This is a genomic window from Citrobacter amalonaticus Y19, assembly GCF_000981805.1.
Classification (GTDB): Bacteria; Pseudomonadota; Gammaproteobacteria; order Enterobacterales; family Enterobacteriaceae; genus Citrobacter_A; species Citrobacter_A amalonaticus_C.
The window spans coordinates 2,921,170-2,945,870 of the sequence record NZ_CP011132.1 but is presented as its reverse complement, the minus strand read 5'-3'; the positions used below and the strand labels follow the sequence as shown (position 1 = coordinate 2,945,870).

The 24,701-nt window shown below is 56.5% G+C and carries 21 protein-coding genes; 18 read left to right on the top strand and 3 right to left on the bottom strand.

The window, feature by feature from the left end:
• Positions 1–165: 165 nt before the first annotated feature.
• Positions 166–1,872 (bottom strand): nitrate/nitrite two-component system sensor histidine kinase NarQ, encoded by a 1,707-nt coding sequence (gene narQ, locus F384_RS13635; protein ID WP_046484925.1) that lies wholly within the window; start codon positions 1,870–1,872, stop codon positions 166–168.
• Between the two features lie 213 nt (positions 1,873–2,085).
• Here narQ and aegA point away from each other — a divergent pair, with 213 nt between their 5' ends.
• From aegA to F384_RS13620, 3 genes are all read left to right on the top strand, one after another.
• A complete protein-coding gene (aegA, locus tag F384_RS13630) occupies positions 2,086–4,065 on the top strand; it encodes a formate-dependent uric acid utilization protein AegA (protein WP_046484924.1) in 1,980 nt (659 codons plus the stop codon).
• Between the two features lie 67 nt (positions 4,066–4,132).
• Complete coding sequence (gene nudK, locus F384_RS13625; RefSeq protein ID WP_046484922.1) at positions 4,133–4,708, top strand: GDP-mannose pyrophosphatase NudK; 576 nt, start codon at positions 4,133–4,135, stop codon at positions 4,706–4,708.
• Between the two features lie 125 nt (positions 4,709–4,833).
• Positions 4,834–5,874 (top strand): DUF1176 domain-containing protein, encoded by a 1,041-nt coding sequence (locus F384_RS13620; protein WP_046484919.1) that lies wholly within the window; start codon positions 4,834–4,836, stop codon positions 5,872–5,874.
• 99 nt (positions 5,875–5,973) lie between these two features.
• Here F384_RS13620 and tkt read toward each other — a convergent pair whose 3' ends face one another.
• Both tkt and tal read right to left on the bottom strand, forming a co-directional pair.
• The gene (tkt, locus tag F384_RS13615; protein ID WP_046484918.1) at positions 5,974–7,968 is read right to left on the bottom strand and encodes a transketolase; all 1,995 of its coding nucleotides are present in this window, start codon (positions 7,966–7,968) and stop codon (positions 5,974–5,976) included.
• A 20-nt stretch (positions 7,969–7,988) separates the two neighbouring features.
• Positions 7,989–8,939, bottom strand: a complete 951-nt coding sequence (gene tal, locus F384_RS13610) for a transaldolase (RefSeq protein ID WP_046484916.1) — start codon at positions 8,937–8,939, stop codon at positions 7,989–7,991.
• 274 nt (positions 8,940–9,213) lie between these two features.
• Between tal and maeB the strand changes: the two genes are divergently transcribed.
• From maeB to eutB, 15 genes are all read left to right on the top strand, one after another.
• Positions 9,214–11,493 (top strand): NADP-dependent oxaloacetate-decarboxylating malate dehydrogenase, encoded by a 2,280-nt coding sequence (gene maeB / locus F384_RS13605; RefSeq protein ID WP_046484913.1) that lies wholly within the window; start codon positions 9,214–9,216, stop codon positions 11,491–11,493.
• A gap of 219 nt (positions 11,494–11,712) precedes the next feature.
• Positions 11,713–12,780, top strand: a complete 1,068-nt coding sequence (locus tag F384_RS13600; RefSeq protein WP_046484908.1) for a glycosyltransferase family 9 protein — start codon at positions 11,713–11,715, stop codon at positions 12,778–12,780.
• A 339-nt stretch (positions 12,781–13,119) separates the two neighbouring features.
• Complete coding sequence (eutS, locus tag F384_RS13595) at positions 13,120–13,455, top strand: ethanolamine utilization microcompartment protein EutS (RefSeq protein WP_042317647.1); 336 nt, start codon at positions 13,120–13,122, stop codon at positions 13,453–13,455.
• Between the two features lie 13 nt (positions 13,456–13,468).
• The gene (eutP, locus tag F384_RS13590) at positions 13,469–13,948 is read left to right on the top strand and encodes an ethanolamine utilization acetate kinase EutP (protein WP_046484902.1); all 480 of its coding nucleotides are present in this window, start codon (positions 13,469–13,471) and stop codon (positions 13,946–13,948) included.
• The gene (gene eutQ / locus F384_RS13585) at positions 13,926–14,618 is read left to right on the top strand and encodes an ethanolamine utilization acetate kinase EutQ (RefSeq protein WP_046484899.1); all 693 of its coding nucleotides are present in this window, start codon (positions 13,926–13,928) and stop codon (positions 14,616–14,618) included. The genes eutP and eutQ overlap by 23 nt, the downstream gene beginning before the upstream one ends.
• The gene (gene eutT / locus F384_RS13580) at positions 14,615–15,418 is read left to right on the top strand and encodes an ethanolamine utilization cob(I)yrinic acid a,c-diamide adenosyltransferase EutT (RefSeq protein ID WP_046484894.1); all 804 of its coding nucleotides are present in this window, start codon (positions 14,615–14,617) and stop codon (positions 15,416–15,418) included. The genes eutQ and eutT overlap by 4 nt, the downstream gene beginning before the upstream one ends.
• Complete coding sequence (gene pta / locus F384_RS13575) at positions 15,415–16,431, top strand: phosphate acetyltransferase (RefSeq protein ID WP_046484890.1); 1,017 nt, start codon at positions 15,415–15,417, stop codon at positions 16,429–16,431. Before eutT ends, pta begins: the two co-directional genes overlap by 4 nt.
• 36 nt (positions 16,432–16,467) lie before the next feature.
• Entirely contained in the window at positions 16,468–16,758 is a 291-nt protein-coding gene (gene eutM, locus F384_RS13570; protein ID WP_000387720.1) for an ethanolamine utilization microcompartment protein EutM, read from the top strand.
• Positions 16,759–16,834: 76 nt separating this feature from the next.
• Positions 16,835–17,122, top strand: coding sequence for an ethanolamine utilization microcompartment protein EutN (gene eutN / locus F384_RS13565; RefSeq protein ID WP_042317652.1), 288 nt, complete (start codon positions 16,835–16,837; stop codon positions 17,120–17,122).
• Positions 17,123–17,133: 11 nt separating this feature from the next.
• Positions 17,134–18,537 (top strand): aldehyde dehydrogenase family protein, encoded by a 1,404-nt coding sequence (locus tag F384_RS13560; protein ID WP_046484853.1) that lies wholly within the window; start codon positions 17,134–17,136, stop codon positions 18,535–18,537.
• Positions 18,538–18,547: 10 nt separating this feature from the next.
• A complete protein-coding gene (gene eutJ, locus F384_RS13555; protein ID WP_046484851.1) occupies positions 18,548–19,387 on the top strand; it encodes an ethanolamine utilization protein EutJ in 840 nt (279 codons plus the stop codon).
• The gene (gene eutG / locus F384_RS13550) at positions 19,377–20,564 is read left to right on the top strand and encodes an ethanolamine utilization ethanol dehydrogenase EutG (protein ID WP_046484847.1); all 1,188 of its coding nucleotides are present in this window, start codon (positions 19,377–19,379) and stop codon (positions 20,562–20,564) included. The genes eutJ and eutG overlap by 11 nt, the downstream gene beginning before the upstream one ends.
• Before the next feature lie 123 nt (positions 20,565–20,687).
• Positions 20,688–21,914 carry an ethanolamine utilization protein EutH gene (gene eutH, locus F384_RS13545; RefSeq protein WP_046484844.1) on the top strand — a complete coding sequence of 409 codons (1,227 nt, stop codon included), beginning with the start codon at positions 20,688–20,690 and terminating at the stop codon, positions 21,912–21,914.
• A complete protein-coding gene (gene eutA, locus F384_RS13540) occupies positions 21,911–23,314 on the top strand; it encodes an ethanolamine ammonia-lyase reactivating factor EutA (protein WP_046484842.1) in 1,404 nt (467 codons plus the stop codon). Before eutH ends, eutA begins: the two co-directional genes overlap by 4 nt.
• Before the next feature lie 11 nt (positions 23,315–23,325).
• Positions 23,326–24,687 (top strand): ethanolamine ammonia-lyase subunit alpha, encoded by a 1,362-nt coding sequence (gene eutB, locus F384_RS13535; RefSeq protein ID WP_046484839.1) that lies wholly within the window; start codon positions 23,326–23,328, stop codon positions 24,685–24,687.
• Positions 24,688–24,701: the final 14 nt, after the last annotated feature.

Here is a 24,701-nt window from a genome sequence, read left to right as displayed (position 1 = left end):
AAAGAGGACCTCATTATTCTACATATCTTTATAGGTATGACTTGCTTCACTGTAGCGGGAAGGTACGAGCCAAACGTGAAGAAAAAAAGAAGATAATGTAAATTATCATGCCTGATTACCGCGTTTGTCAGCTTCCCGCACGCTCACGTCCGGTTTTGTGCGAATTTATGTCAGATGACTCGCGTCCTCTTCTGATTCTGTCGAGCGAAAGCTAATGCTCACTAACGTCCCGCCGCCGGAAGGCTGCGAGAAACTTAATGTGCCGCCAAGACGTTCCGCACGTTCGCGCATAATGTTCAGGCCATAATGCCCCGCCGGTTCGTTAGGCTCGCCGATACCCACCCCATTATCACGGATATACACCGTGTGATTACCATCCGGTGCCGTCACACAGCTAACGGCAATCTCACTGGCATTGGCATGCTTCATCGCGTTGAGCACCGCTTCACGGATAATCTGCAACAGATGGACCTGCATCTGCGCATCGAGCGCCAGCGTCGGCAGCCGGCAGTCCAGAGTGAGTTTAGCCGCGGTCTGCCCCTGCAGTGCTTCGAGCATCTCATGCAGTGCAGAAGGTAAATCGGCCTGCTGTAACGTCAGACGGAAGGTGGTCAGCAGTTCACGCAACTGACGATACGCATCGTTCAATGCCCGTGAGAAGTCATCCATAATGGCCTGCGCCGGGGAATTATCCTCCGGAATGGCGCGTTTAAGCAGCGTCAACTGAATGCGCAGATACGAAAGCACCTGTGCCAGCGAATCATGCAGTTCGCGGGCAATAGTGGCGCGTTCCTCCATCAGCAACAGTTGCTGGAAATGTTTCTGCGCGTGGTTGAAGTACAGGCCGCGTCCCAGCATGGTCGACACGCTGTTTAACAGCGGGATCGCGCTGGCGACATGCTGACTTTGCCAGTGCAGCTCGCCGTAGACCGTCTCCTGCATCGTCACCGGCAGGATTTGCATGGGCAGGTTGGCCTGCTTTTCGCCCTCGCTGATGCGCCAGTTTTCACCGACAGTCAGCTCAAGGAATTGTGCCGCTTCGTTATCACGGACAATCTGCAAAATATGGCGGAAGCAGTGCACATCAATCTGACTGGTATTCAGCGCCTGAGAACACTGGTACAGCACTTCCAGACGACGTTTGGCTTCATGGAGATCGTGGGTCTTTTCTTCGACCGTTGCTTCCAGCGAGCGATACAGTTTGTGCAGTTCGCTCGACATCTGATTAAAGGTTTTTGCCAGCAGTCCCAGCTCATTAGGCAGGTGCGTGTCCAGCGGCGGCGAGTCAAACTGACCGTGTTCAATGCGCTGACTGGCCATCACCAACTGATTCAGCGGGCGCACAACCTGATGACGAATACGTCGCAGGGTGAAGAAGACGAGGGTAAAGATCCCGAAACCGCCCGCCAGCGAGATCCCCACCACCAGCATCACTTTGCGTTCGGCATAGTGCTGCAATGCCAGCACGAAGAGATCGATCTTATCGACGTAGGCGTTAATGTTGTCCTGATACCAGTGCAGGTCGCCATCAACCAGACGGCGGTTCATTTCCAGCCAGTTGGCATGCAATTGCGCGTAGCGGCCTTTCACCGCCTGAGGCACATACCAGGCATTCAAATTGTTTAATGCTGATGAGTTTAACGCCTGCTGAAAGAGCTGACGGTGGGCGTTTAACTGTGGGCTTTGGCTTTGCAGATCGTACCCCAGACGATAGCTCTGCATGCGCAACGAACCCGCCACGTTAATGGCTTCGGCATCCCGCAGGCTGCTTGCCAGCGTCAGTAGCGCAACGCCGGTCGAGAGAATCGAGAGCAGGACAATGTAAAAAAAGGCCCGGGCCAGACTGGCCGAGACAGGGCGTTTGACGATCACACGCGTAATTTCCTTTAAAAGTGCTTACGGCGAAAAATCTCTCGCAGATCTGAAACGTAATTTCACCTGGGCTGAAATAAATTGATCTGCCACAGGTTCTGTAGAAATAGTTGCGCTTCCTGGGCAAATGAACATTGCCGACGTGTGGTCAGTCGGTTAATAACAACACTTATATAAAGAATAAGGTTTTTACAACCAAAAAAGAAGGTCGCCATGAACCGTTTTATTATGGCCAACAGCCAACAGTGCCTGGGATGCCATGCCTGTGAAGTGGCTTGCGTTTTGGCCCACAATGAAGAGCAACATGTCCTTAGCCAACGTCACTACCAGCCCCGGATCACGGTTATTAAGCACCAGCATCAGCGGAGCGCGGTGACCTGCCACCATTGCGAAGATGCTCCCTGCGCCCGCAGTTGTCCGAATGGGGCGATAAGCCACGTCAACGACAGCGTGCAGGTTAATCAGCAAAAGTGTATCGGCTGTAAATCCTGCGTGGTGGCCTGTCCGTTTGGCACCATGCAGATAGTCCTGACGCCCGTCGCCAAAGATCAGGTCAAAGCAACGGCGCACAAATGCGACCTCTGCCAGGGGCGGGAAAAGGGACCGGCCTGTGTGGAGAACTGTCCTGCGAACGCGCTGCAACTGGTGACGGAAGGGTCGTTAAGCCGACTGGCAAAAGCACGACGTTTACGTACCGCCCGGCAGGAGAATCAGCCCTGGCATGCGGATGCGACGGCGACCGCCGCCTCCGGGATAAGCAAAATTGAGCAAATGCACGCGACGCCTGCGCGCGGTGAGCCGGATAAACTGGCTATCGACGCGCGAAAAGTCAGCTTTGACGAAATCTATCTGCCCTTTCGCACGGCACAGGCAGAACGGGAGGCCTCACGCTGCCTGAAGTGCGGTGAGCACAGCATTTGCGAATGGACCTGTCCGCTGCATAACCACATTCCCCAGTGGATTGAACTGGTAAAAGCCGGGAACATTGATGCGGCGGTGGAGTTGTCTCACCAGACGAACTGCTTGCCGGAAATTACCGGGCGCGTCTGTCCACAGGACCGACTGTGCGAAGGCGCCTGTACGGTGCGCGACGAGCATGGCGCGGTGACGATCGGTAACATTGAGCGCTACATTTCCGACAGCGCGCTGGGTAAGGGCTGGCGACCGGATCTGAGCCATGTTCAGAAGGTGGATAAGCGCGTGGCGATCGTTGGCGCCGGTCCGGCAGGGCTTGCCTGCGCCGATGTGCTGACGCGTCACGGCGTCAGCACCACGGTGTTTGACCGCCACCCAGAAATCGGCGGACTGCTGACCTTTGGCATCCCGGCCTTCAAACTGGATAAATCACTGCTGGCGCGCCGTCGGGAAATCTTCAGCGCAATGGGGATCCATTTTGAGCTGAACTGCGAAGTAGGCAGGGACGTGAAAATGGAGGCGCTGCTGGAGGATTACGACGCCGTGTTTGTCGGCGTAGGAACCTATCGTTCGATGAAGGCTGATCTGCCGAATGAGGATGCGCCGGGTGTCTACGACGCGCTGCCGTTCCTGATCGCCAATACCAAACAGGTGATGGGGCTGGACGAATCTCCTGAAGAACCGTACATCGACACGGCCGGACTCAACGTGGTGGTGCTGGGCGGCGGTGATACGGCGATGGACTGCGTACGTACCGCGCTGCGTCATGGCGCAAGCCAGGTGACCTGCGCCTATCGCCGCGACGAAGCCAACATGCCGGGGTCGAAGAAAGAGGTAAAAAACGCGCGTGAGGAAGGGGCTAACTTCGAGTTCAACGTGCAACCGGTCGATCTGGAACTGAGCGCGGACGGGCGCGTTTGTGGCATTCGTCTCCTGCGTACGCAATTAGGTGAACCGGATTCCCAGGGACGCCGCCGTCCGGTGCCGATCGCAGGCAGTGAGTTTGTGATGCCAGCAGACGCCGTGATCATGGCGTTTGGTTTCCATCCGCACGGGATGCCGTGGCTGGAGACTCACGGTGTCCAGGTGGATAGCTGGGGACGCATCGCGGCGAACGTTGAGAGCGCGTACCGTTACCAGACCAGTAACCCGAAAATCTTTGCCGGTGGGGATGCCGTTCGCGGCGCCGACCTGGTGGTCACCGCAATGGCGGAAGGACGCCATGCCGCGCAGGGGATCATCGACTGGCTGGGGATAAATTCGGTTAAATCTCACTAGGTTTCCACGCAGACAAAACCGGCTTCACGGCGTAGTATAATTTCTCTTCTTACGCTGTGGAGCCGGTATGTCGCAAAAAATCACCCTCGTTAAAGACAAAGTCCTTTCTGATAACTATTTCATCCTGCGCAATATCACCTACGATCTGACCCGTGCGAACGGCGAAGTCATCCGCCACAAGCGCGAAGTGTACGATCGCGGCAATGGGGCAACGATCCTGCTGTACAACGCAGAGAAAAAGACCGTCGTGTTGATTCGTCAGTTCCGCGTGGCGACGTGGGTGAACGGTAACGAAAGCGGGCAGTTGATTGAAACCTGCGCCGGATTACTGGACAACGATGAACCCGAAGCCTGTATTCGCAAAGAGGCGATTGAAGAGACGGGCTATGAAGTGGGCGAGGTGCGCAAGCTCTTTGAGCTGTACATGTCCCCCGGCGGCGTGACGGAGCTGATTCACTTCTTTATCGCCGAATACAGCGAAAGCCAGCGCGCCAGTGCGGGCGGCGGCGTTGAAGATGAAGATATTGCCGTGCTGGAACTACCGTTTACCCAGGCGCTGGAGATGATTAAAACCGGTGAGATACGAGACGGTAAGACCGTGTTATTGCTCAACTATTTGCAATCCTCTCATTTAATGGATTGATAAATAAGATTTATATTTCTTTACGAATTATTGAATCTATCCGACAAATCCGATTGAGCATGGTTAACAGCACAACGAAGATACGACCTGTGTTGTTCGTTTGACTTCTGGGGTTATTACCGTCCATGCGCTATCGCGTTATTTTCCTTTTCCTGATTGGTCTGATTCCGGTCCAGTTGCTGTGGGCCGCGCCCGCGCAACAGGCCTTTTCTGACTGGCAGGTGACCTGTAATAACCAGAATTTTTGCGTGGCGCGTAACACTGGCGAACACGGCGGACTGGTGATGACCCTGAGCCGCAGCGCCGGGGCGCATACCGACGCCGTTTTGCGCCTCGATCTTGGCGGATTGACCGCACCCGCCAGTGAAGCGGACATTGAGCCACGACTGCTGCTGGACGGCAAACCGCTGGCGCTGAGCGCAGAGCACTGGCGAATCACGCCGTGGCACCTGGTGACGGACGACACGGCGACCATTGCAGCATTTCTGACAACAATTCAGGACGGGAAGGCAATCACCCTGCAAAAGGGCAATCAGACGGTTTCGCTTGCCGGGCTGAAAGCGGCGCTGTTGTTCATTGACGCACAGCAAAAGCGGGTAGGCAGTGAAACGGCGTGGATTGAAAAAGGTGACGATCCGCCACTCAGCGTTCCGCCCGCCCCGGCGCTGAAAGGCGTGGCCATTGTTAACCCGACGCCAACACCGCTCTCCCTCGATGAACGCAATGACCTTCTTGATTACGGCAACTGGCGAATGAACGGTATTACGTGTTCACTCGATCCTTCACGCCGCGAGGTGCGGGTGACCGCCCTTACTGATGACAAAGCCTTGCTGATGATTGCTTGCGAAGCCGGGGCGTATAACACGATTGATCTGGCGTGGATTGTATCGCGTAAAAAACCGCTGGCCTCGCATGCCGTGCGGTTGCGTTTACCGTTCAACAGCGGCGCGGAAAGCAATGACATGGAGTTGATGAACGCGGTGTTTGATGAGAAGTCGCGCGAACTGGTCACCCTGGCAAAGGGGCGGGGATTAACGGACTGTGGCATCCAGACGCGCTGGCGTTTTGACGGCCAGCGTTTTCGTCTGGTGCGTTATGCCGAAGAGCCGAGTTGTGATGGCTGGCATGGGCCAGATGCCTGGCCCACTTTATGGATCACGCGTTAATTTTCTGTCGGATGGCGACTGCGTCTTATCCGACCTACGAGAAAAGCTATCTGTAGGCCGGATAAGACGCGTTAGCGTCGTCATCCGGCGTTGCATACATCAGGCGTTCAAAACCTTGTGTGCTTTCTCCACAATGTTCTCAACTGTAAAGCCGAAATAAGGGAACAGCTTCTCTGCTGGCGCCGATTCACCGTAACCGGTCATTCCGACAATCGCTCCTTTTAAGCCCACATATTTGTACCAGTAGTCGGCGATACCGGCTTCAACCGCGACGCGTGCGCTGACGTTCGACGGCAGAACCGACTCGCGGTATGCCTCGTCCTGGGCATCGAAAATATCCGTTGAGGGCAGGGAAACCACGCGAACATTGCGCCCTTCACCGGTGAGTTTCTCTGCGGCCAGCAGGGTAATCTCCATTTCTGACCCGGTGGCGATCAGGATGATATCCGGCTTACCGCCGCCATCTTTGAGCACATAACCGCCGCGGGCAATCTCTTTCACCTGCTCCGGCGTGCGTTCAACCTGTGCCAGGTTCTGTCGTGACAGGATCAGCGCCGTTGGACCATCATGGCGCTCGACTGCCAGCTTCCAGCCCACCGCCGCTTCAACCTGATCGCACGGTCGCCAGGTGCTGAAATTGGGCGTCAGACGCAGGCTGGCCAGTTGTTCCACCGCCTGGTGCGTCGGACCATCTTCCCCCAGACCGATGGAGTCATGGGTATACACCATAATTTGTCGCGCCTTCATCAGCGCCGCCATGCGCGCCGCATTACGTGCATATTCGACGAACATCAGGAAGGTGGCGGTATAGGGCACGAATCCGCCGTGATGGGCGATACCGTTGGCGATGGCGGTCATGCCGAATTCACGCACGCCATAGTGAAGGTAATTACCTGCAAGATCGTCTTTCAGCGAGGTCGAACCTTTCCAGATTGTCAGGTTACTTGGCGCAAGGTCCGCCGAACCGCCTAACAGTTCTGGCAGGAGCGGACCGTAGACGTTAAGGGCATTTTGCGATGCTTTGCGGGTGGCGATTTTGGCGGGATTCGCCTGAAGCTCGTTGATGTATTTCTGCGTGGTTTTTTCCCACGCCTCGGGCAGACCGCCGGTCATGCGGCGCGTGAACTCGGCGGCCAGCTCCGGATGCGCTTTCTGGTAAGCGGCGAATTTTTCATTCCAGTGTTGCTGCGCTTTCTCGCCTTTTTCACGGGCGTCCCAGGCGCGATAAATCGCTTTCGGGATCTCAAACGCCGGATGGTGCCAGCCCAGTTTCTGTCGCGTCAGCGCCACTTCTTCTTCGCCCAGCGCCGCGCCGTGGGATTCCTCTTTCCCTGCTTTGTTCGGCGAGCCAAAGCCGATCACCGTCCGACAGATAATCAGCGACGGTTTGTCCTTCACGCGCTGCGCTTGCTGAATCGCTTTCTTCACCGCTTCCGGGTCATGACCGTCGATGTCGTGGACGACATGCCAGTGGTAGGCCTCAAAGCGTTTGCCTGTGTCATCGGTAAACCAGCCGTCGGTTTCACCATCAATGGAGATACCGTTGCTATCGTAAAAGCCTATCAGCTTGCCCAGTCCCAGCGTTCCCGCCAGCGAGCAGACCTCATGCGAAATGCCTTCCATCAGGCAGCCGTCGCCCATAAACACATACGTGAAATGATCGACAATCTCGTGATCCGGCTGGTTGAACTGCGCTGCCAGCGTGCGTTCGGCAATGGCTAAACCGACGGCATTCGCCAGCCCCTGACCCAGCGGCCCGGTCGTGGTTTCCACCCCCGGCGTATAGCCGATTTCCGGGTGCCCCGGCGTTCTGGAATGCAGCTGGCGGAAGTTTTTCAGCTCTTCAATCGGCAGATCGTAGCCTGTCAGGTGCAGCAGGCTGTAGAGCAGCATCGAGGCATGACCGTTAGAGAGAATAAAACGGTCGCGATCGTACCAGCTCGGATCGGTTGGGTTGTGGCGGAGGAAATCGTTCCACAGGACTTCGGCGATATCCGCCATTCCCATCGGCGCGCCGGGGTGGCCGGAATTGGCTTTCTGAACAGCGTCCATACTGAGCGCACGAATGGCATTAGCAAGGTCTTTACGGGACATAGAACACTCCGTGGCAAGGTTTAGAGTTTGGCAGCGAGCAGGTCTTCCAGTTTGCGTTGGTCAACGGCGAACAGACGGATACCGTCAGAGAGTTTCTCGACCGCCATCGCATCCTGGTTATGCTCCCAGCGAAATTCGGCTTCGCTCATGGGGGCGGGGCGATGGAAGGTTTGTGAAGACGGCACCAGCTTACGCACGACCGGTTCTTCTTTTTCCTGCAATTCTTTCAGGAGGTTGGGAGCAATCGTCAGGCGATCGCAGCCGGCCAGCGCGAGGATCTGCTCAGTGCGACGGAAGCTGGCACCCATGACGATAGTGTCATAGCGATGCTGTTTGAAGTAATCGTAGATGTTGCGCACCGATTTCACGCCCGGATCTTCCTCTACAACATACGGATCCATGGGGCTGCGCGCCTGATACCAGTCATAAATACGACCGACAAACGGGGAGATCAAAAAGACGCCTGCTTCGGCGCAGGCGCGCGCCTGGGCAAAGGAAAACAGCAGCGTCAGGTTGCAGTTGATTCCCTCTTTCTCTAGCGCCTGTGCGGCGCGAATGCCTTCCCACGTGGAAGCCAGCTTAATCAGAATGCGGGATTTATCGATTCCCTGCTGCTGGTACAAATTCACCAGGTGGCGGGCCTTTTCAATGCTCTTTTGTTGATCAAAGGAGAGGCGGGCATCCACTTCGGTCGACACGCGGCCCGGAATACTTTTAAGAATTTCCGCGCCAAAATTCACTGCCAGCTTGTCACAGGCTTCGGTAACCTGCTGTTCCTGGGTTTTACCCTGTTTCTTCCCCCACTGGATCGCATCGTCAATCAGATGCGCGTAATGCGCCAGTCCGGCGGCCTTCAGCAGCAGGGAGGGATTGGTGGTGGCATCCTGGGGTTGGTAGTGACGAATAGACTCAATATCACCGCTGTCGGCCACGACAGTGGTGAATTGTTTAATGCCGTCTAACTGGTTCATAGGAAATACTCCTTGAAAAGTAACGTGTTAGGTGAGTGCTTAACATCACACTTCTGCGAAATTCATGAGCTGCACCACAAAAAAGCATAGCAGACGGGCATGGTAATGCTGGCACAAGGAGGTAACATGGTTGTTATGAGTTGATTACGAAATCTTTATTTAAGTCGTGATAGTTTGGGGACCTTCAAAGTTTGCGTCCCGCAGTGCGGTGATAATGTGCGACGCACCTGGCTGCGCGTGACTTTTTTGAACGATACGTGAAAGGAACAACAAGATGGATGACCAGTTAAAGCAAAGCGCCCTTGATTTCCACGAATTCCCGGTACCTGGTAAAATCCAGGTTTCCCCGACTAAGCCCCTTGCCACGCAGCGCGATCTGGCGCTGGCCTACTCGCCTGGCGTCGCAGCACCTTGTCTTGAAATCGAAAAAGACCCGCTGGCTGCGTATAAATACACCGCGCGTGGCAACCTGGTCGCCGTTATCTCTAACGGAACGGCGGTGCTGGGCTTAGGCAACATTGGCGCGCTGGCCGGCAAACCGGTCATGGAAGGCAAAGGCGTTCTGTTTAAGAAATTCGCCGGTATTGATGTGTTCGATATCGAAGTCGATGAGCTCGACCCGGACAAATTTATTAACGTCGTCGCCGCGCTGGAGCCGACGTTCGGTGGGATCAATCTGGAAGACATCAAAGCGCCAGAGTGTTTCTACATCGAGCAAAAACTGCGCGAACGGATGAATATTCCGGTGTTCCATGACGATCAGCACGGCACCGCGATCATCAGTACCGCCGCCATTCTTAACGGCCTGCGGGTGGTCGAAAAAAATATCTCCGACGTGCGGATGGTGGTATCCGGCGCGGGTGCAGCGGCGATCGCCTGTATGAACCTGCTGGTGGCGTTGGGGATGCAGAAGCACAACATCGTGGTCTGCGACTCCAAAGGCGTTATCTACAAAGGCCGCGAGCCGAATATGGCCGAAACCAAAGCGGCCTACGCGGTTGAAGATGACGGCAAACGGACGTTAAATGACGTCATCGACGGCGCAGACATTTTCCTCGGCTGTTCAGGCCCGAAAGTGCTGACCCAGGAAATGGTCAAAAAGATGGCCCGCGCGCCGATGATTCTGGCACTGGCTAACCCGGAACCGGAAATTCTGCCGCCGCTGGCAAAAGAGGTGCGTCCGGACGCCATCATCTGTACCGGTCGTTCCGACTACCCGAACCAGGTCAACAACGTCCTGTGCTTCCCGTTCATCTTCCGTGGCGCGCTGGACGTCGGCGCGACGGCGATCAACGAAGAGATGAAGCTGGCTGCGGTCCATGCGATTGCCGAACTGGCGCATGCCGAGCAGAGCGAAGTGGTGGCCTCGGCCTATGGCGACCAGGATCTGAGCTTCGGCCCGGAATACATCATTCCAAAACCGTTCGACCCGCGCCTGATTGTCAAAATCGCGCCAGCGGTTGCCAAAGCGGCGATGGATTCCGGCGTGGCGATGCGCCCGATTGCAGACTTTGATGCTTACATCGACAAGCTGACGGAATTTGTCTACAAAACCAACCTGTTCATGAAACCGATCTTCTCGCAGGCGCGTAAAGCACCGAAGCGTGTTGTACTGCCGGAAGGGGAAGAGGCGCGCGTCCTGCACGCCACGCAAGAACTGATCACGCTGGGGCTGGCGAAGCCGATCCTGATTGGTCGTCCTGGCGTTATCGAAATGCGCATTCAGAAACTGGGGCTGCAGATCAAAGCGGGCGTCGATTTTGAGATCGTCAATAATGAATCCGATCCGCGCTTTAAAGAGTACTGGAGCGAGTACTACCAGATCATGAAGCGTCGTGGTATTACCCAGGAGCAGGCGCAGCGTGCGGTAATCGCCAACACCACGGTGATTGGCGCGATCATGGTACAGCGCGGCGAAGCGGATGCGATGATCTGCGGCACCATTGGCGATTACCATGAGCACTTCAGCGTGGTGAAAGCCGTGTTTGGTTACCGTGAGGGCGTCCATACCGCCGGGGCGATGAACGCTCTGCTGCTGCCGAGTGGCAACACCTTTATTGCTGATACCTACGTCAATGACGATCCTGAGCCGGAAGAACTGGCTGAAATCGCTGTGATGGCGGCGGAAACCGTGCGTCGCTTTGGTATCGAACCGAAAGTCGCGTTGCTGTCGCACTCTAACTTTGGTTCATCCAGTTGCCCGTCTGCCAGCAAAATGCGCGCCGCGCTGGAGATTATCAAAGAACGAGCGCCTGACTTGATGATTGACGGCGAAATGCATGGCGATGCCGCGCTGGTGGAAAGCATTCGCAATGACCGGATGCCGGACAGTCCGCTGAAAGGGTCGGCCAATATTCTGGTGATGCCAAATATGGAAGCCGCGCGCATTAGTTATAATTTACTGCGCGTTTCCAGTTCAGAAGGTGTCACAGTTGGCCCTGTCCTGATGGGGGTGGCAAAACCGGTTCATGTATTAACGCCGATCGCTTCTGTTCGTCGAATCGTGAATATGGTGGCGCTGGCAGTCGTTGAGGCGCAAACACAACCGTTGTAATCCGTTGAATGATGATTTAACACTCGCTCTTATCCTGACTGGTTCAGGGTAAGAGCTTTATTCGTGTACGTCGTCCGCATTATTATCCGCCATTCTACTTACCGTGAAGCCGTGTTGTTCCCGTCTTGCCATTCCCAAAGCAACAATGAGATTAAATCGCTTGCGCCTTTTTAACGAAATCTAAATAATGCGTCATCTCAGCAATTACGGTTATTAAAAATGTCTTTAAAATCAATGTTAAGACGGTTTCTTTATCGTCTTTATGATTATCAGTCTGCTTATATTGATAATTCAAATATAAAATTAGCGGTTATTCATATACCCGATCAAATCGGGGACGCAATGTCGGTTTTTCCTATAATACGTGCGCTGGAAGCGCATAACGTAAAACATTTGCTAATTGTATCCTCTACGATTAATCAATCGATATTTGAGGCGCTTTCTTTGCGTCAGACAACATTAACCGTAATAAGTATGACCATGCAAGACTATGCAACGTTCAGTGAAATAAAAACAGTCGCCAGAAAGATAAGAAAAGAGTATGGAACCCCCGATATATGCATCGAAGCTATGCGCCGAAAAAACCTGAAAACAATGGTTTTCATCAATAAATTAAGGGCCAGAACGAATCTTCAGGCGGCAGGGTTAACGATGAAGTGTTATTCCCCGGTGTGTCAAATAGCCTCAAAAATGGATCAGAACTTTCGTGCACCCGTGCCGATGACCTGGGCAATTCTGATGCGAGAAGCGGGATTTTCCGCAGTCAGGGGGGCTTTCGAACTCCCTCTCAGCGAAGCGGTGTTAACGGAGGTTCGCCGTGAAACCCTGGCGTTAGGACGGTATATCGCCCTGAATCTGGAAGGCAGCGCGCAAGAACGTACTTTTTCGCTCCCTGTTGCCAAAAAGCTTATCGCGATAATCAAAAAAGAGTTCGACCTGCCGATTATTATTGTCCACGGGCCGAAGGGGATCGACAATTCGGTTTCGTTAACGCAATCCTGTGATGGGGTGCATCGACTATCGTTATCGCCCTCCATAATGCGTTCCGCAGCGGTCATCAACGATGCCTTTCTGGCTATCACACCGGATACGTCTGTTTTACATATGGCAAGTGCATATAATATCCCTGTGATTGCGGTTTATGCCGATTATAAAACGCGTTGGCCGGCGATGCAGGATATTGCAGAAACGATAGTGGTTGGCAAAGATATTGATCATATCAATCTGGATGAATTCAACGAAGCGATAAAACGCGTCAACTTGCGGATTCAGAGCAACCCATCCTGAGAGTGCTTTTTATAACGCAATTTCTAATGATACCGGCCAGTCGTCGCAACCTTCTGGCGGGTGCAATAAAGTGATATTGGTAACGAAAACCCCTGTCTTTCCCGGCACAACTGCACCTTGGGAATATTTCACGTTGTCTGAAAATTCTGCGCACGCCCTCGTTATAACGCGTTCTCCGTTTTCCCGAGAGTATTCAATGTCATTTGTAATAAGTCTGGTTTTTTTATTTTCCCATTCTTAGTGATCCACCTCACCTTTTAAATCTCTTTGCCGAATTTTGTTATTTACCCTGACAAAAAATTGCCACGATAAGCCCTGTCTTAACACAGGCGGTGAGCAATGGATAAAGAACGCATTATTCAGGAATTTGTGCCGGGCAAACAGGTCACGCTGGCGCATCTCATTGCGCATCCTGGTGAAGAACTGGCGAAAAAGATCGGCGTTCCCGAAGCCGGTGCCATCGGCATTATGACCCTGACGCCAGGAGAAACCGCAATGATTGCTGGCGATCTGGCGATGAAGGCTGCCGACGTACACATCGGTTTTCTCGACAGATTCAGCGGCGCGCTGGTGATTTACGGCTCGGTTGGTGCGGTAGAAGAGGCCTTATTGCAAACGGTCAGTGGGCTGGGACGTTTATTAAATTTCACGCTCTGCGATCTGACGAAAAGCTAATTTTGAGGTGCTTATGAAACGTATTGCGTTTGTTGGCACAGTCGGCGCAGGAAAAACAACGCTTTTTAATGCGTTACAGGGAAATTATACCCTCGCCAGAAAAACGCAGGCCGTGGAATTTAATGAAAATGGCGATATCGATACTCCAGGGGAATATTTTAGTCATCCCCGCTGGTATCACGCCTTAATTACCACGCTGCAGGACGTTGACACGTTGATTTATGTCCATGCAGCCAATGACAAAGAAAGTCGCTTACCTGCCGGGCTGTTAGATATCGGCGCCAGTAAACGACACATCGCCGTGATCAGCAAAACGGATATGCCAGATGCCGACGTGACCGCGACGCGGGAATTACTGCGCGGGATTGGGTTTCAGGAGCCGATTTTCGAACTCAACAGCCATGACCCGCAAAGCGTGCAGCACCTGGTGGATTATCTGACTGAGCTCAGCCAAAAGGAGGAAGGGGCAGGTGAAAAAACTTATCACAGCTAACGATATACGTGCGGCACACGCACGGGGCGAACAGGAAATGTCGGTGGTGCTACGCGCCAGCATCATCACCCCGGAAGCCCGTGAAGTCGCGGAACTGCTGGGCGTCACGATTGTGGAGTGCGACGGATCCGCGCCAACGGCAGCGTGCAGTGCGGACGAGGCCAAATCTGAAACCCAGCGCATTCGCGAAACCATCATCGCGCAACTGCCGGAAGGGCAGTTTACCGAGAGTCTGGTTTCGCAGTTGATGGACAAAGTGCTGAAGGAAAAACAGTCGCTGGAGCAGGGCGGGATGCAGCCGGGTTTTGATTCGGTGACCGGCAAAGGCGGCATCAAAGTGATCGACGGTAGCAGCGTGAAGTTCGGCCGCTTCGACGGCGCGCAGCCACACTGCGTCGGCCTGACCGATCTCGTCACCGAGCAGGATGGCAGCAGCATGGCCGCCGGGTTCATGCAGTGGGATAACGCCTTCTTCCCGTGGACGCTGAACTACGACGAAATCGACATGGTGCTCGACGGTGAACTGCATGTGCGCCATGAAGGCGAAACGATGATCGCCAAAGCCGGGGACGTCATGTTTATTCCGAAAGGCTCAAGCATTGAATTTGGCACGCCGACAACCGTGCGCTTCCTGTACGTTGCGTGGCCTGCGAACTGGCAATCGGTATGAACGATTTCATCACCGAAGCATGGCTCAGAGCGAACCATACGCTCAGCGAAGGGGCGGAAATCCATCTCCCCGCTGATGCTCGCCTGACGCCCTCTGCCCGCGAACTGTTGGAAGGCCGTCATCTGCGCATCAAGTTTCTGGATGAACAGGGCAGTCTGTTTGTCGACGACGAGCAACAGCAGCCGCAACCGGTGCACGGGTTAACCAGCAGCGACACGCATCCCCAGGCCTGCTGTGAACTGTGTCGCCAGCCGGTGGCGAAAAAGCCGGACACGCTGACCCACCTGACGGCGGACAAAATGGTCGCCAAAAGCGACCCGCGTCTGGGCTTTCGCGCCGCGCTGGACAGCACCATCGCGCTGGCGGTGTGGCTGCAAATCGAACTGGCGGAACCGTGGCAGCCGTGGCTGGCGGACATTCGTTCACGGCTGGGCAACATTATGCGCGCCGATGCCATGGATGAACCGCTGGCGGCACAGTCTATCGTTGGGCTGAACGAAGATGACCTGCACCGTCTTTCCCATCAACCGTTGCGCTATCTGGAGCACGATCATCTGGTGCCCGAAGCCAGTCATGGTCGCGAGTCCGCGTTGCTGAACCTGCTGCGAACCAAAGTTCGCGAGACGGAAACGATCGCCGCTCAGGTCTTTATCACTCGCGGTTTTGATGTCCTGCGCCCGGATATTTTGCAGGCGCTGAACCGTCTCTCCAGCGCGGTCTACGTGATGATGATTCTGTGTGTCACCAAACACCCACTCACCGTCAGCCAGATTCAACAGCGACTGGGAGGTGAACAATGATCATTGAACGCGCCCGTGAACGGGCTCAGCAAGCCCCGGCTCGGGTGGTCTTCCCGGATGCGTTAGATGAACGCGTGCTGAAAGCGGCGCATTACCTGCAACAACACGGCCTGGCGCGACCTGTTCTGGTGACCAGTCCGTTCGCGCTGCGCCAGTTCGCCCTCACTCATCGGGTCGCGCTGGACGGTATTCAGGTTATTGACCCACACAGCAATCTGGCGATGCGTGACGCGTTCGCAGAGCGCTGGCTCGCCCGCGCCGGGGAGAAAACGCCGCCGGATGCCGTTGAGAAACTCAATGACCCGCTGATGTTTGCCGCAGCAATGGTCAGTGCGGGCCAGGCGGATGTCTGCATTGCCGGTAACCTCTCTTCCACAGCCAATGTGCTGCGCGCGGGCTTACGCATTATCGGCCTGCAGCCGGGGTGCAAAACGCTGTCGTCTCTCTTCCTGATGCTGCCGCAGTACGTCGGCCCGGCGTTAGGGTTTGCTGATTGCAGCGTGGTGCCGCAGCCGACGGCAGCGCAACTGGCGGATATTGCGATCGCCAGCGCCGACACCTGGCGCGGCATCACCGGCGAGGAGCCGCGTGTGGCGATGTTGTCGTTCTCCAGTCAGGGCAGCGCGCGCCACCCGTGTGTGGCTAACGTGCAGCAGGCAACGGAGATCGTTCGTGAACGCGCGCCTGAGCTACTGGTGGATGGCGAACTGCAGTTTGACGCCGCTTTTGTACCGGAGGTCGCGGCGCAAAAAGCGCCAGCCAGTCCGCTACGGGGTAACGCCAACGTGATGGTTTTTCCGTCACTGGAGGCAGGCAATATTGGCTACAAAATCGCCCAGCGTCTGGGCGGATATCGTGCCGTCGGGCCGCTGATTCAGGGGCTTGCCGCACCGCTTCATGACCTCTCGCGAGGTTGTAGCGTACAGGAAATTATCGAACTGGCGTTGGTGGCAGCCGTGCCGCGCCAGACTGACGTGAGTCGCGAACGTGACTCACAAACCCTGGTTGTATAAATGGTCCCGTTCTGGACCCCATGAGAGGAAAACATAATGGAAGCTTTAGGAATGATCGAAACCCGGGGCCTGGTTGCACTGATTGAGGCCTCTGATGCGATGGTAAAAGCCGCACGCGTGAAGCTGGTTGGTGTGAAACAGATTGGCGGCGGTCTGGTGACTGCGATGGTCCGTGGCGATGTCGCGGCCTGCAAAGCGGCAACGGATGCCGGTGCTGCCGCTGCACAGCGTATCGGCGAACTGGTCTCCGTTCACGTCATCCCGCGTCCGCATGGCGATCTGGAAGAAGTGTTCCCGATCAGCTTCAAAGGCGACAGCAACATCTAAGCAGGACTGGGGCCGGATGGCGCTGCGCTTATCCGGCCTACATGACAGCAGCACAACGTAACCCACGGAGGCGGGTATGAAACTGGCAGTCGTCACAGGACAAATCGTTTGTACCGTACGCCATCAGGGACTGGCACACGACAAATTGCTGATGGTGGAGATGATTGATGCCCAGGGAAATCCCGACGGGCAGTGCGCCGTCGCCATTGACAGCATCGGGGCGGGAACCGGGGAGTGGGTGCTGCTGGTCAGCGGCAGTTCAGCTCGCCAGGCGCATCGCAGCGAAGCGTCCCCTGTCGATCTGTGCGTGATTGGTATCGTCGACGAAGTGGTGGCTGGCGGTCAGGTGATATTCCACAAATAGGACTGAACATCATGAATCAACAGGATATTGAACAGGTGGTGAAAGCGGTACTGCTGAAAATGAAAGACAGCAGTCAGCCGGCGACTGCCGTTCATGAAATGGGCGTCTTTGCCTCCCTGGATGATGCCGTGGCGGCAGCAAAAGTCGCTCAGCAGGGGCTGAAGAGCGTGGCGATGCGTCAGCTTGCCATTGCGGCTCTACGTGAAGCAGGCGAAAAGCACGCCAAAGAATTAGCGGAACTTGCGGTCGCAGAGACCGGCATGGGACGCGTCGACGATAAATTTGCCAAAAACGTGGCGCAGGCGCGCGGTACACCGGGCGTGGAGTGTTTATCGCCACAGGTACTGACCGGCGATAACGGCCTGACGCTGATCGAAAATGCGCCGTGGGGCGTTGTGGCCTCAGTGACGCCATCCACTAACCCGGCGGCGACGGTGATTAATAACGCCATCAGCCTGATTGCGGCGGGTAACAGCGTCGTGTTTGCACCCCATCCGGCGGCGAAAGGGGTTTCACAACGCGCAATTACACTGCTTAACCAGGCGGTGGTCGCGGCGGGCGGCCCGGAAAACCTGCTGGTGACCGTGGCGAATCCGGATATTGAAACCGCGCAGCGGTTGTTTAAGTACCCGGGCATTGGCCTGCTGGTCGTGACCGGCGGCGAAGCGGTAGTCGACGCTGCTCGCAAGCACACCAATAAACGTCTGATTGCCGCCGGTGCCGGTAACCCGCCGGTTGTCGTCGATGAGACGGCGGATCTGGCGCGGGCCGCGCAATCCATCGTCAAAGGCGCGTCGTTTGATAACAACATCATTTGTGCTGATGAGAAGGTGCTGATTGTTGTCGACAGCGTGGCGGATGAGTTGATGCGCCTGATGGAAGGTCAGCAGGCGGTGAAACTGAGCGCCGCGCAGGCCGAACAGCTCCAGCCGGTACTGCTGAAAAATATTGATGAACGCGGCAAAGGCACCGTCAGCCGTGACTGGGTCGGACGCGACGCGACAAAAATCGCCGCCGCCATTGGTCTGCACGTTCCGGAGCAAACCCGACTGCTGTTTGTTGAAACGCCCGCCACGCATCCCTTTGCCGTCACTGAACTGATGATGCCGGTCCTGCCGGTGGTTCGGGTGGCAAACGTCGACGAGGCGATTGCGCTGGCGGTGCAACTGGAAGGCGGCTGTCACCATACCGCCGCGATGCACTCGCGCAACATCGACAACATGAACCAGATGGCAAATGCCATTGATACCAGCATCTTCGTCAAGAACGGACCGTGCATTGCCGGACTGGGGCTGGGCGGCGAAGGCTGGACCACGATGACCATCACCACGCCAACCGGGGAAGGGGTGACCAGTGCGCGCACGTTTGTGCGTCTGCGTCGCTGTGTTTTGGTGGATGCGTTTCGAATTGTATAAGGGATGAATGATGGCGCGCGACGAAGAAAGTTGGCTCACCCCAAGACTGCAAAAAGCAGCCGACCTGTGTAATCAGGCGCCTGCAACGAGCGATTCCCCACTGTGGCTGGGCGTTGACCTGGGCACCTGTGATGTGGTGTCGATGGTTGTCGACGGCGATGGACAGCCGGTTGCGGTGTGTCTTGACTGGGCTGACGTCGTGCGCGATGGCATCGTCTGGGATTTCTTCGGCGCGGTCACCATCGTGCGCCGCCATCTCGATACGCTCGAAAAGCTGCTCGGATGTCGGTTTACCCATGCGGCGACATCGTTCCCGCCGGGTACCGACCCGCGCATCTCCATCAACGTGCTGGAGTCTGCCGGACTGGAAATCAGCCATGTGCTGGATGAGCCAACGGCGGTCGCCGACCTGCTGCAACTGGATAACGCCGGTGTCGTGGATATCGGTGGCGGCACGACCGGGATTGCCATCGTTAAGCGGGGCAAGGTGACGTACTCGGCGGATGAAGCGACGGGCGGTCACCATATTTCTCTGACCCTGGCCGGAAATCGTCGCATCCCACTGGAAGACGCCGAGCAATACAAGCGCAGCAACGCGCAGGAGATCTGGCCGGTGGTGAAACCGGTCTACGAAAAAATGGCGGAGATCGTTGCCCGTCATATCGAAGGACAAGGAATAGCCGATTTATGGCTGGCGGGTGGCTCCTGTATGCAACCGGGCGTGGAGGCGTTGTTTCGCCAGCGCTTCCCGGCGCTCCAGGTGCATTTGCCCCGGCACAGCCTGTTTATGACACCGCTGGCGATCGCCAACAGCGGGAGAGAGAAAGCGGAGGGAATCTATGCAAGCTGAATTGCAGACGGCGCTCTTTCAGGCATTCGATACCCTGAATCTGCAACGAGTGAAAACGTTCAGCGTACCGCCGGTCACGCTGTGCGGGCTCGGGGCGCTCAGTTCCTGCGGACAGGAAGCGCAATCGCGAGGCTTAAGCCATCTGTTCGTGATGGTCGACAGTTTCCTGCATCAGGCGGGGATGACCGCATCGTTAGAACGCAGTCTGGCGATGAAAGGCGTGGCGATGACCGTCTGGCCGTGTCCGATGGGCGAACCATGCATTACCGATGTTTGCGCGGCGGTCGCCCAACTGCGCGAGTCAAAATGCGACGGCGTCGTCGCTTTTGGCGGCGGTTCAGTGCTGGATGCGGCAAAAGCGGTGGCGCTGCTGGTGACCAATCCGAATCAGACGCTGGCGGAGATGACGGAATACAGCGCTTTACGTCCTCGTCTGCCGCTGATTGCCGTACCGACTACCGCCGGAACCGGATCGGAAACCACCAACGTGACGGTGATTATCGACGCGGCAACGGGGCGCAAGCAGGTGCTGGCGCATGCGACGCTGATGCCGGATGTGGCAATCCTCGACGCCGCACTGACCGAAGGCGTACCGCCCCATGTGACGGCAATGACCGGGATTGATGCGCTGACACATGCGGTTGAAGCCTACAGCGCACTGAATGCCTCGCCGTTCACCGACAGCCTGGCGATTGGCGCGATTGCGATGATCGGCAAATCGCTGCCGAAAGCGGTGGGTTACGGTCACGACCTCGCGGCGCGGGAGAGCATGCTGCTCGCCTCCTGCATGGCAGGGATGGCGTTTTCCAGCGCCGGACTGGGGCTGTGTCATGCGATGGCGCATCAACCAGGGGCCACATTACACATTCCGCACGGCCAGGCGAACGCCATGTTGTTGCCGACGGTAATGGGCTTTAACCGCATGGTGTGTCGCGAACGCTTCAGTCATATCGGGCGTGCGCTCACCAATAAGAAATCAGACGATCGCGATGCGATCAATGCCGTCAGTGAACTGATTGCTGAAGTGGGCCAGGGTAAACGGCTCGCCGAGGTTGGCGCAACACCAGAACACTACAGCGCCTGGGCGCAAGCCGCGCTGGAGGATATTTGTATTCGCAGTAACCCACGCACCGCCACGCAGAGCGAAATTATCGAGTTGTACGCGGCGGCACAATAAAAGCATACCAGGACGTAGGCCGGATAAGGCGTTCGCGCCGCCATCCGGCAAAACGCGACATCATTGCCTGATGGCGCTGCGCTTATCAGGTCTACGAAAACCCTGGCAAATGGAGACAAGGGTATGGGAATTAACGAAATCATCATGTACATCATGATGTTCTTTATGCTGATTGCCGCCGTGGACAGGATCCTGTCACAGTTCGGCGGGTCAGCGCGCTTTCTCGGGAAGTTCGGCAAAAGCATCGAGGGATCCGGCGGTCAGTTCGAAGAAGGGTTTATGGCGATGGGCGCTCTGGGGCTGGCGATGGTCGGTATGACCGCGCTGGCGCCAGTGTTAGCCAAACTGCTCGGGCCGGTGATTATTCCACTGTATGAAATGCTTGGCGCCAACCCGTCCATGTTCGCCGGAACGCTGTTGGCGTGCGATATGGGCGGCTTCTTCCTCGCCAAAGAACTGGCGGGTGGCGATGTGGCGGCGTGGCTCTACTCCGGGCTGATTCTGGGGGCCATGATGGGGCCAACCATCGTGTTCTCCATCCCCGTTGCGCTGGGCATTATTGAACCGTCTGACCGCCGCTATCTGGCGCTTGGCGTGCTGGCAGGCATTGTCACCATCCCTATCGGCTGTATCGCCGGAGGGCTGGTCGCGATGTACTCGGGCGTTGAGATTAACGGACAACCGGTCGAGTTCACCTTCGCGCTGATCCTGATGAACATGATCCCGGTGATCATCGTCGCCGTGCTGGTGGCGCTGGGGCTGAAATTTATCCCGGAAAAAATGATCAACGGCTTCCAGATCTTTGCGAAATTCCTCGTCGCGCTGATCACCATTGGCCTCGCGGCGGCAGTCATCAAGTTCCTGCTGGGCTGGGACCTGATCCCCGGTCTTGACCCGATCTTCATGGCGCCAGGCGACACCCCCGGTGAAGTGATGCGCGCCATTGAAGTGATCGGTTCTATCTCCTGCGTGCTGCTCGGGGCGTATCCGATGGTGCTGTTGCTGACCCGCTGGTTTGAAAAACCGCTGATGCGCGTTGGCAGCCTGCTGAAAATCAACAATATGGCGGCAGGTGGCATGGTGGCGACGCTGGCGAACAACATCCCGATGTTCGGCATGATGAAGCAAATGGATACCCGCGGCAAAGTGATCAACTGTGCTTTCGCCGTCTCTGCGGCCTTCGCGCTGGGTGACCACTTAGGTTTCGCGGCGGCCAACATGAACGCCATGATCTTCCCGATGATTGTCGGCAAATTGATTGGCGGTGTGACGGCGATTGGCGTGGCCATGATGCTGGTGCCGAAAGATGAAAATGTCCCGGCAGAAACGGAAGCGGAGGCGCAATCGTGAACACGCGCCAGCTACTGAGCGTCGGTATCGATATCGGCACCACGACCACTCAGGTGATCTTCTCGCGCCTGGAACTGGTTAATCGCGCGGCTGTGTCGCAGGTGCCTCGTTACGAATTTATTAAACGCGACATTAGCTGGCAAAGCCCGGTCTTCTTTACCCCCGTCGATAAGCAGGGCGGGTTGCGGGAGGACGAACTTAAGGCGCTGATCCTTGCCCAGTATCAGGCGGCGGGGATCGCCCCGGAATCGGTCGATTCAGGGGCCATCATCATCACCGGCGAGAGTGCGAAAACCCGCAACGCGCGTCCGGCGGTGATGACGCTCTCTCAGTCGCTTGGCGACTTTGTGGTCGCCAGCGCCGGACCGCATCTGGAATCAGTGATTGCCGGTCACGGTGCCGGGGCGCAAACCCTGTCTGAGCAACGGATGTGTCGGGTACTGAATATCGACATCGGTGGCGGCACCTCGAATTACGCCCTGTTCGATGCCGGCAAGGTGAGCGGCACCGCCTGTCTGAACGTCGGCGGGCGTCTGCTGGAAACCGACGGTCAGGGACGCGTCGTGCATGCCCATCAGCCCGGACAACAGATTGTTGACGAGGTGTTCGGTGCCGGTACCGACGCCCGTTCGTTGACGGTCTCGCAGTTAGGGCAGATAGCGCAGCGGATGGCGAGTCTGATCGTGGAAGTGATCGACGGTACGTTGTCGCCGCTGGCGCAAACGCTGATGCAAACCGGGTTACTGCCGGCGGGCGCGAAGCCGGAGGTCATCACCCTGTCCGGCGGCGTCGGGGAGTGCTATCGCAACCTGCCTGCCGACCCGTTCTGTTTTTCTGATATTGGGCCGCTGCTGGCGACGGCGCTACATGAGCACCCGCGTCTGCGCGAGATGAACGTGCAGTTCCCGGCGCAAACCGTGCGCGCCACGGTGATTGGCGCGGGGGCGCACACGCTTTCGCTCTCCGGCAGCACCATCTGGCTGGAAGGGGTTCAACTGCCGCTGCGCAATCTGCCGGTGGCGATCCCGGTGGATGACGCCGATCTGGTGAGCGCGTGGCAACAGGCGCTGATGCAGCTCGATCTGGATCCACAGACTGACGCATACGTACTGGCGCTTCCCGCCTCGTTGCCGGTGCGTTACGCCGCATTACTCACGGTCATCGACGCGCTGCTCGCGTTTATCGCGCGTTATCCGAATCCGCATCCCCTGCTGGTGGTGGCCGAGCAGGACTTTGGTAAAGCGCTGGGCATGCTGTTGCGCCCACAGTTACAGCAACTCCCGCTGGCGGTCATTGATGAAGTGATTGTCCGGGCGGGCGACTATATCGACATTGGTACGCCTTTGTTTGGCGGATCGGTTGTGCCGGTGACGGTGAAATCACTCGCATTTCCTTCCTGAGGGAACGACTTATGAAACTAAAGACCACATTGTTCGGCAATGTTTATCAGTTTAAGGATGTAAAAGAGGTGCTGGCAAAAGCCAACGAACTGCGTTCGGGGGATGTGCTGGCCGGCGTCGCGGCGCAAAGTTCGCAGGAACGCGTGGCGGCGAAACAGGTGTTGTCGGAAATGACGGTGGCGGATATTCGCAACAACCCGGTGATTTCCTATGAAGAGGACTGCGTCACGCGTCTGATTCAGGACGACGTCAACGAAACGGCCTACAACCGCATTAAGAACTGGAGCATCAGCGAACTGCGTGAGCACGTGCTGAGCGATGACACCTCGGTTGATGATATTGCCTTTACGCGTAAAGGGCTGACCTCGGAAGTGGTGGCGGCGGTGGCGAAGATCTGCTCTAACGCCGATCTGATCTACGGCGGCAAGAAAATGCCGATTATCAAAAAGGCCAACACCACGATCGGCATTCCGGGCACCTTCAGCTGTCGTTTGCAGCCGAACGACACCCGTGACGATGTGCAGAGTATTGCCGCACAAATCTACGAAGGTCTCTCTTTCGGTGCCGGCGATGCGGTGATTGGCGTCAACCCGGTGACCGATGACGTGGAGAACTTACGCCGCGTACTGGACACCGTTTACGGGGTAATCGACAAGTTCAACATTCCGACCCAGGGCTGCGTGCTGGCACACGTCACCACCCAGATTGAAGCGATTCGTCGCGGCGCGCCGGGCGGACTGATCTTCCAGAGTATCTGCGGCAGCGAAAAGGGCTTAAAAGAGTTCGGCGTGGAACTGGCCATGCTGGACGAAGCGCGGGCGGTGGGGGCGGAGTTTAACCGCATCGCCGGAGAAAACTGCCTGTACTTCGAAACCGGACAGGGTTCGGCGCTCTCCGCCGGGGCGAACTTCGGCGCGGACCAGGTGACAATGGAAGCCCGTAACTACGGTCTGGCGCGTCACTACGATCCGTTCCTGGTCAACACCGTGGTGGGCTTTATCGGGCCTGAGTATCTCTACAACGACCGGCAGATCATTCGTGCCGGTCTGGAAGACCACTTTATGGGCAAGCTGAGCGGCATCTCGATGGGCTGTGACTGCTGCTACACCAACCATGCCGATGCCGATCAGAACCTCAACGAAAACCTGATGATTCTGCTCGCCACCGCGGGCTGCAACTACATCATGGGTATGCCGCTTGGCGACGACATCATGCTCAACTACCAGACCACCGCATTCCACGATACCGCGACCGTACGCCAGTTGCTGAATCTGCGTCCGTCGCCGGAATTTGAACGCTGGCTGGAAACGATGGGCATTATGGCAAATGGTCGCCTGACCAAACGGGCGGGCGATCCGTCACTGTTCTTCTGATGACGCGGGGATGA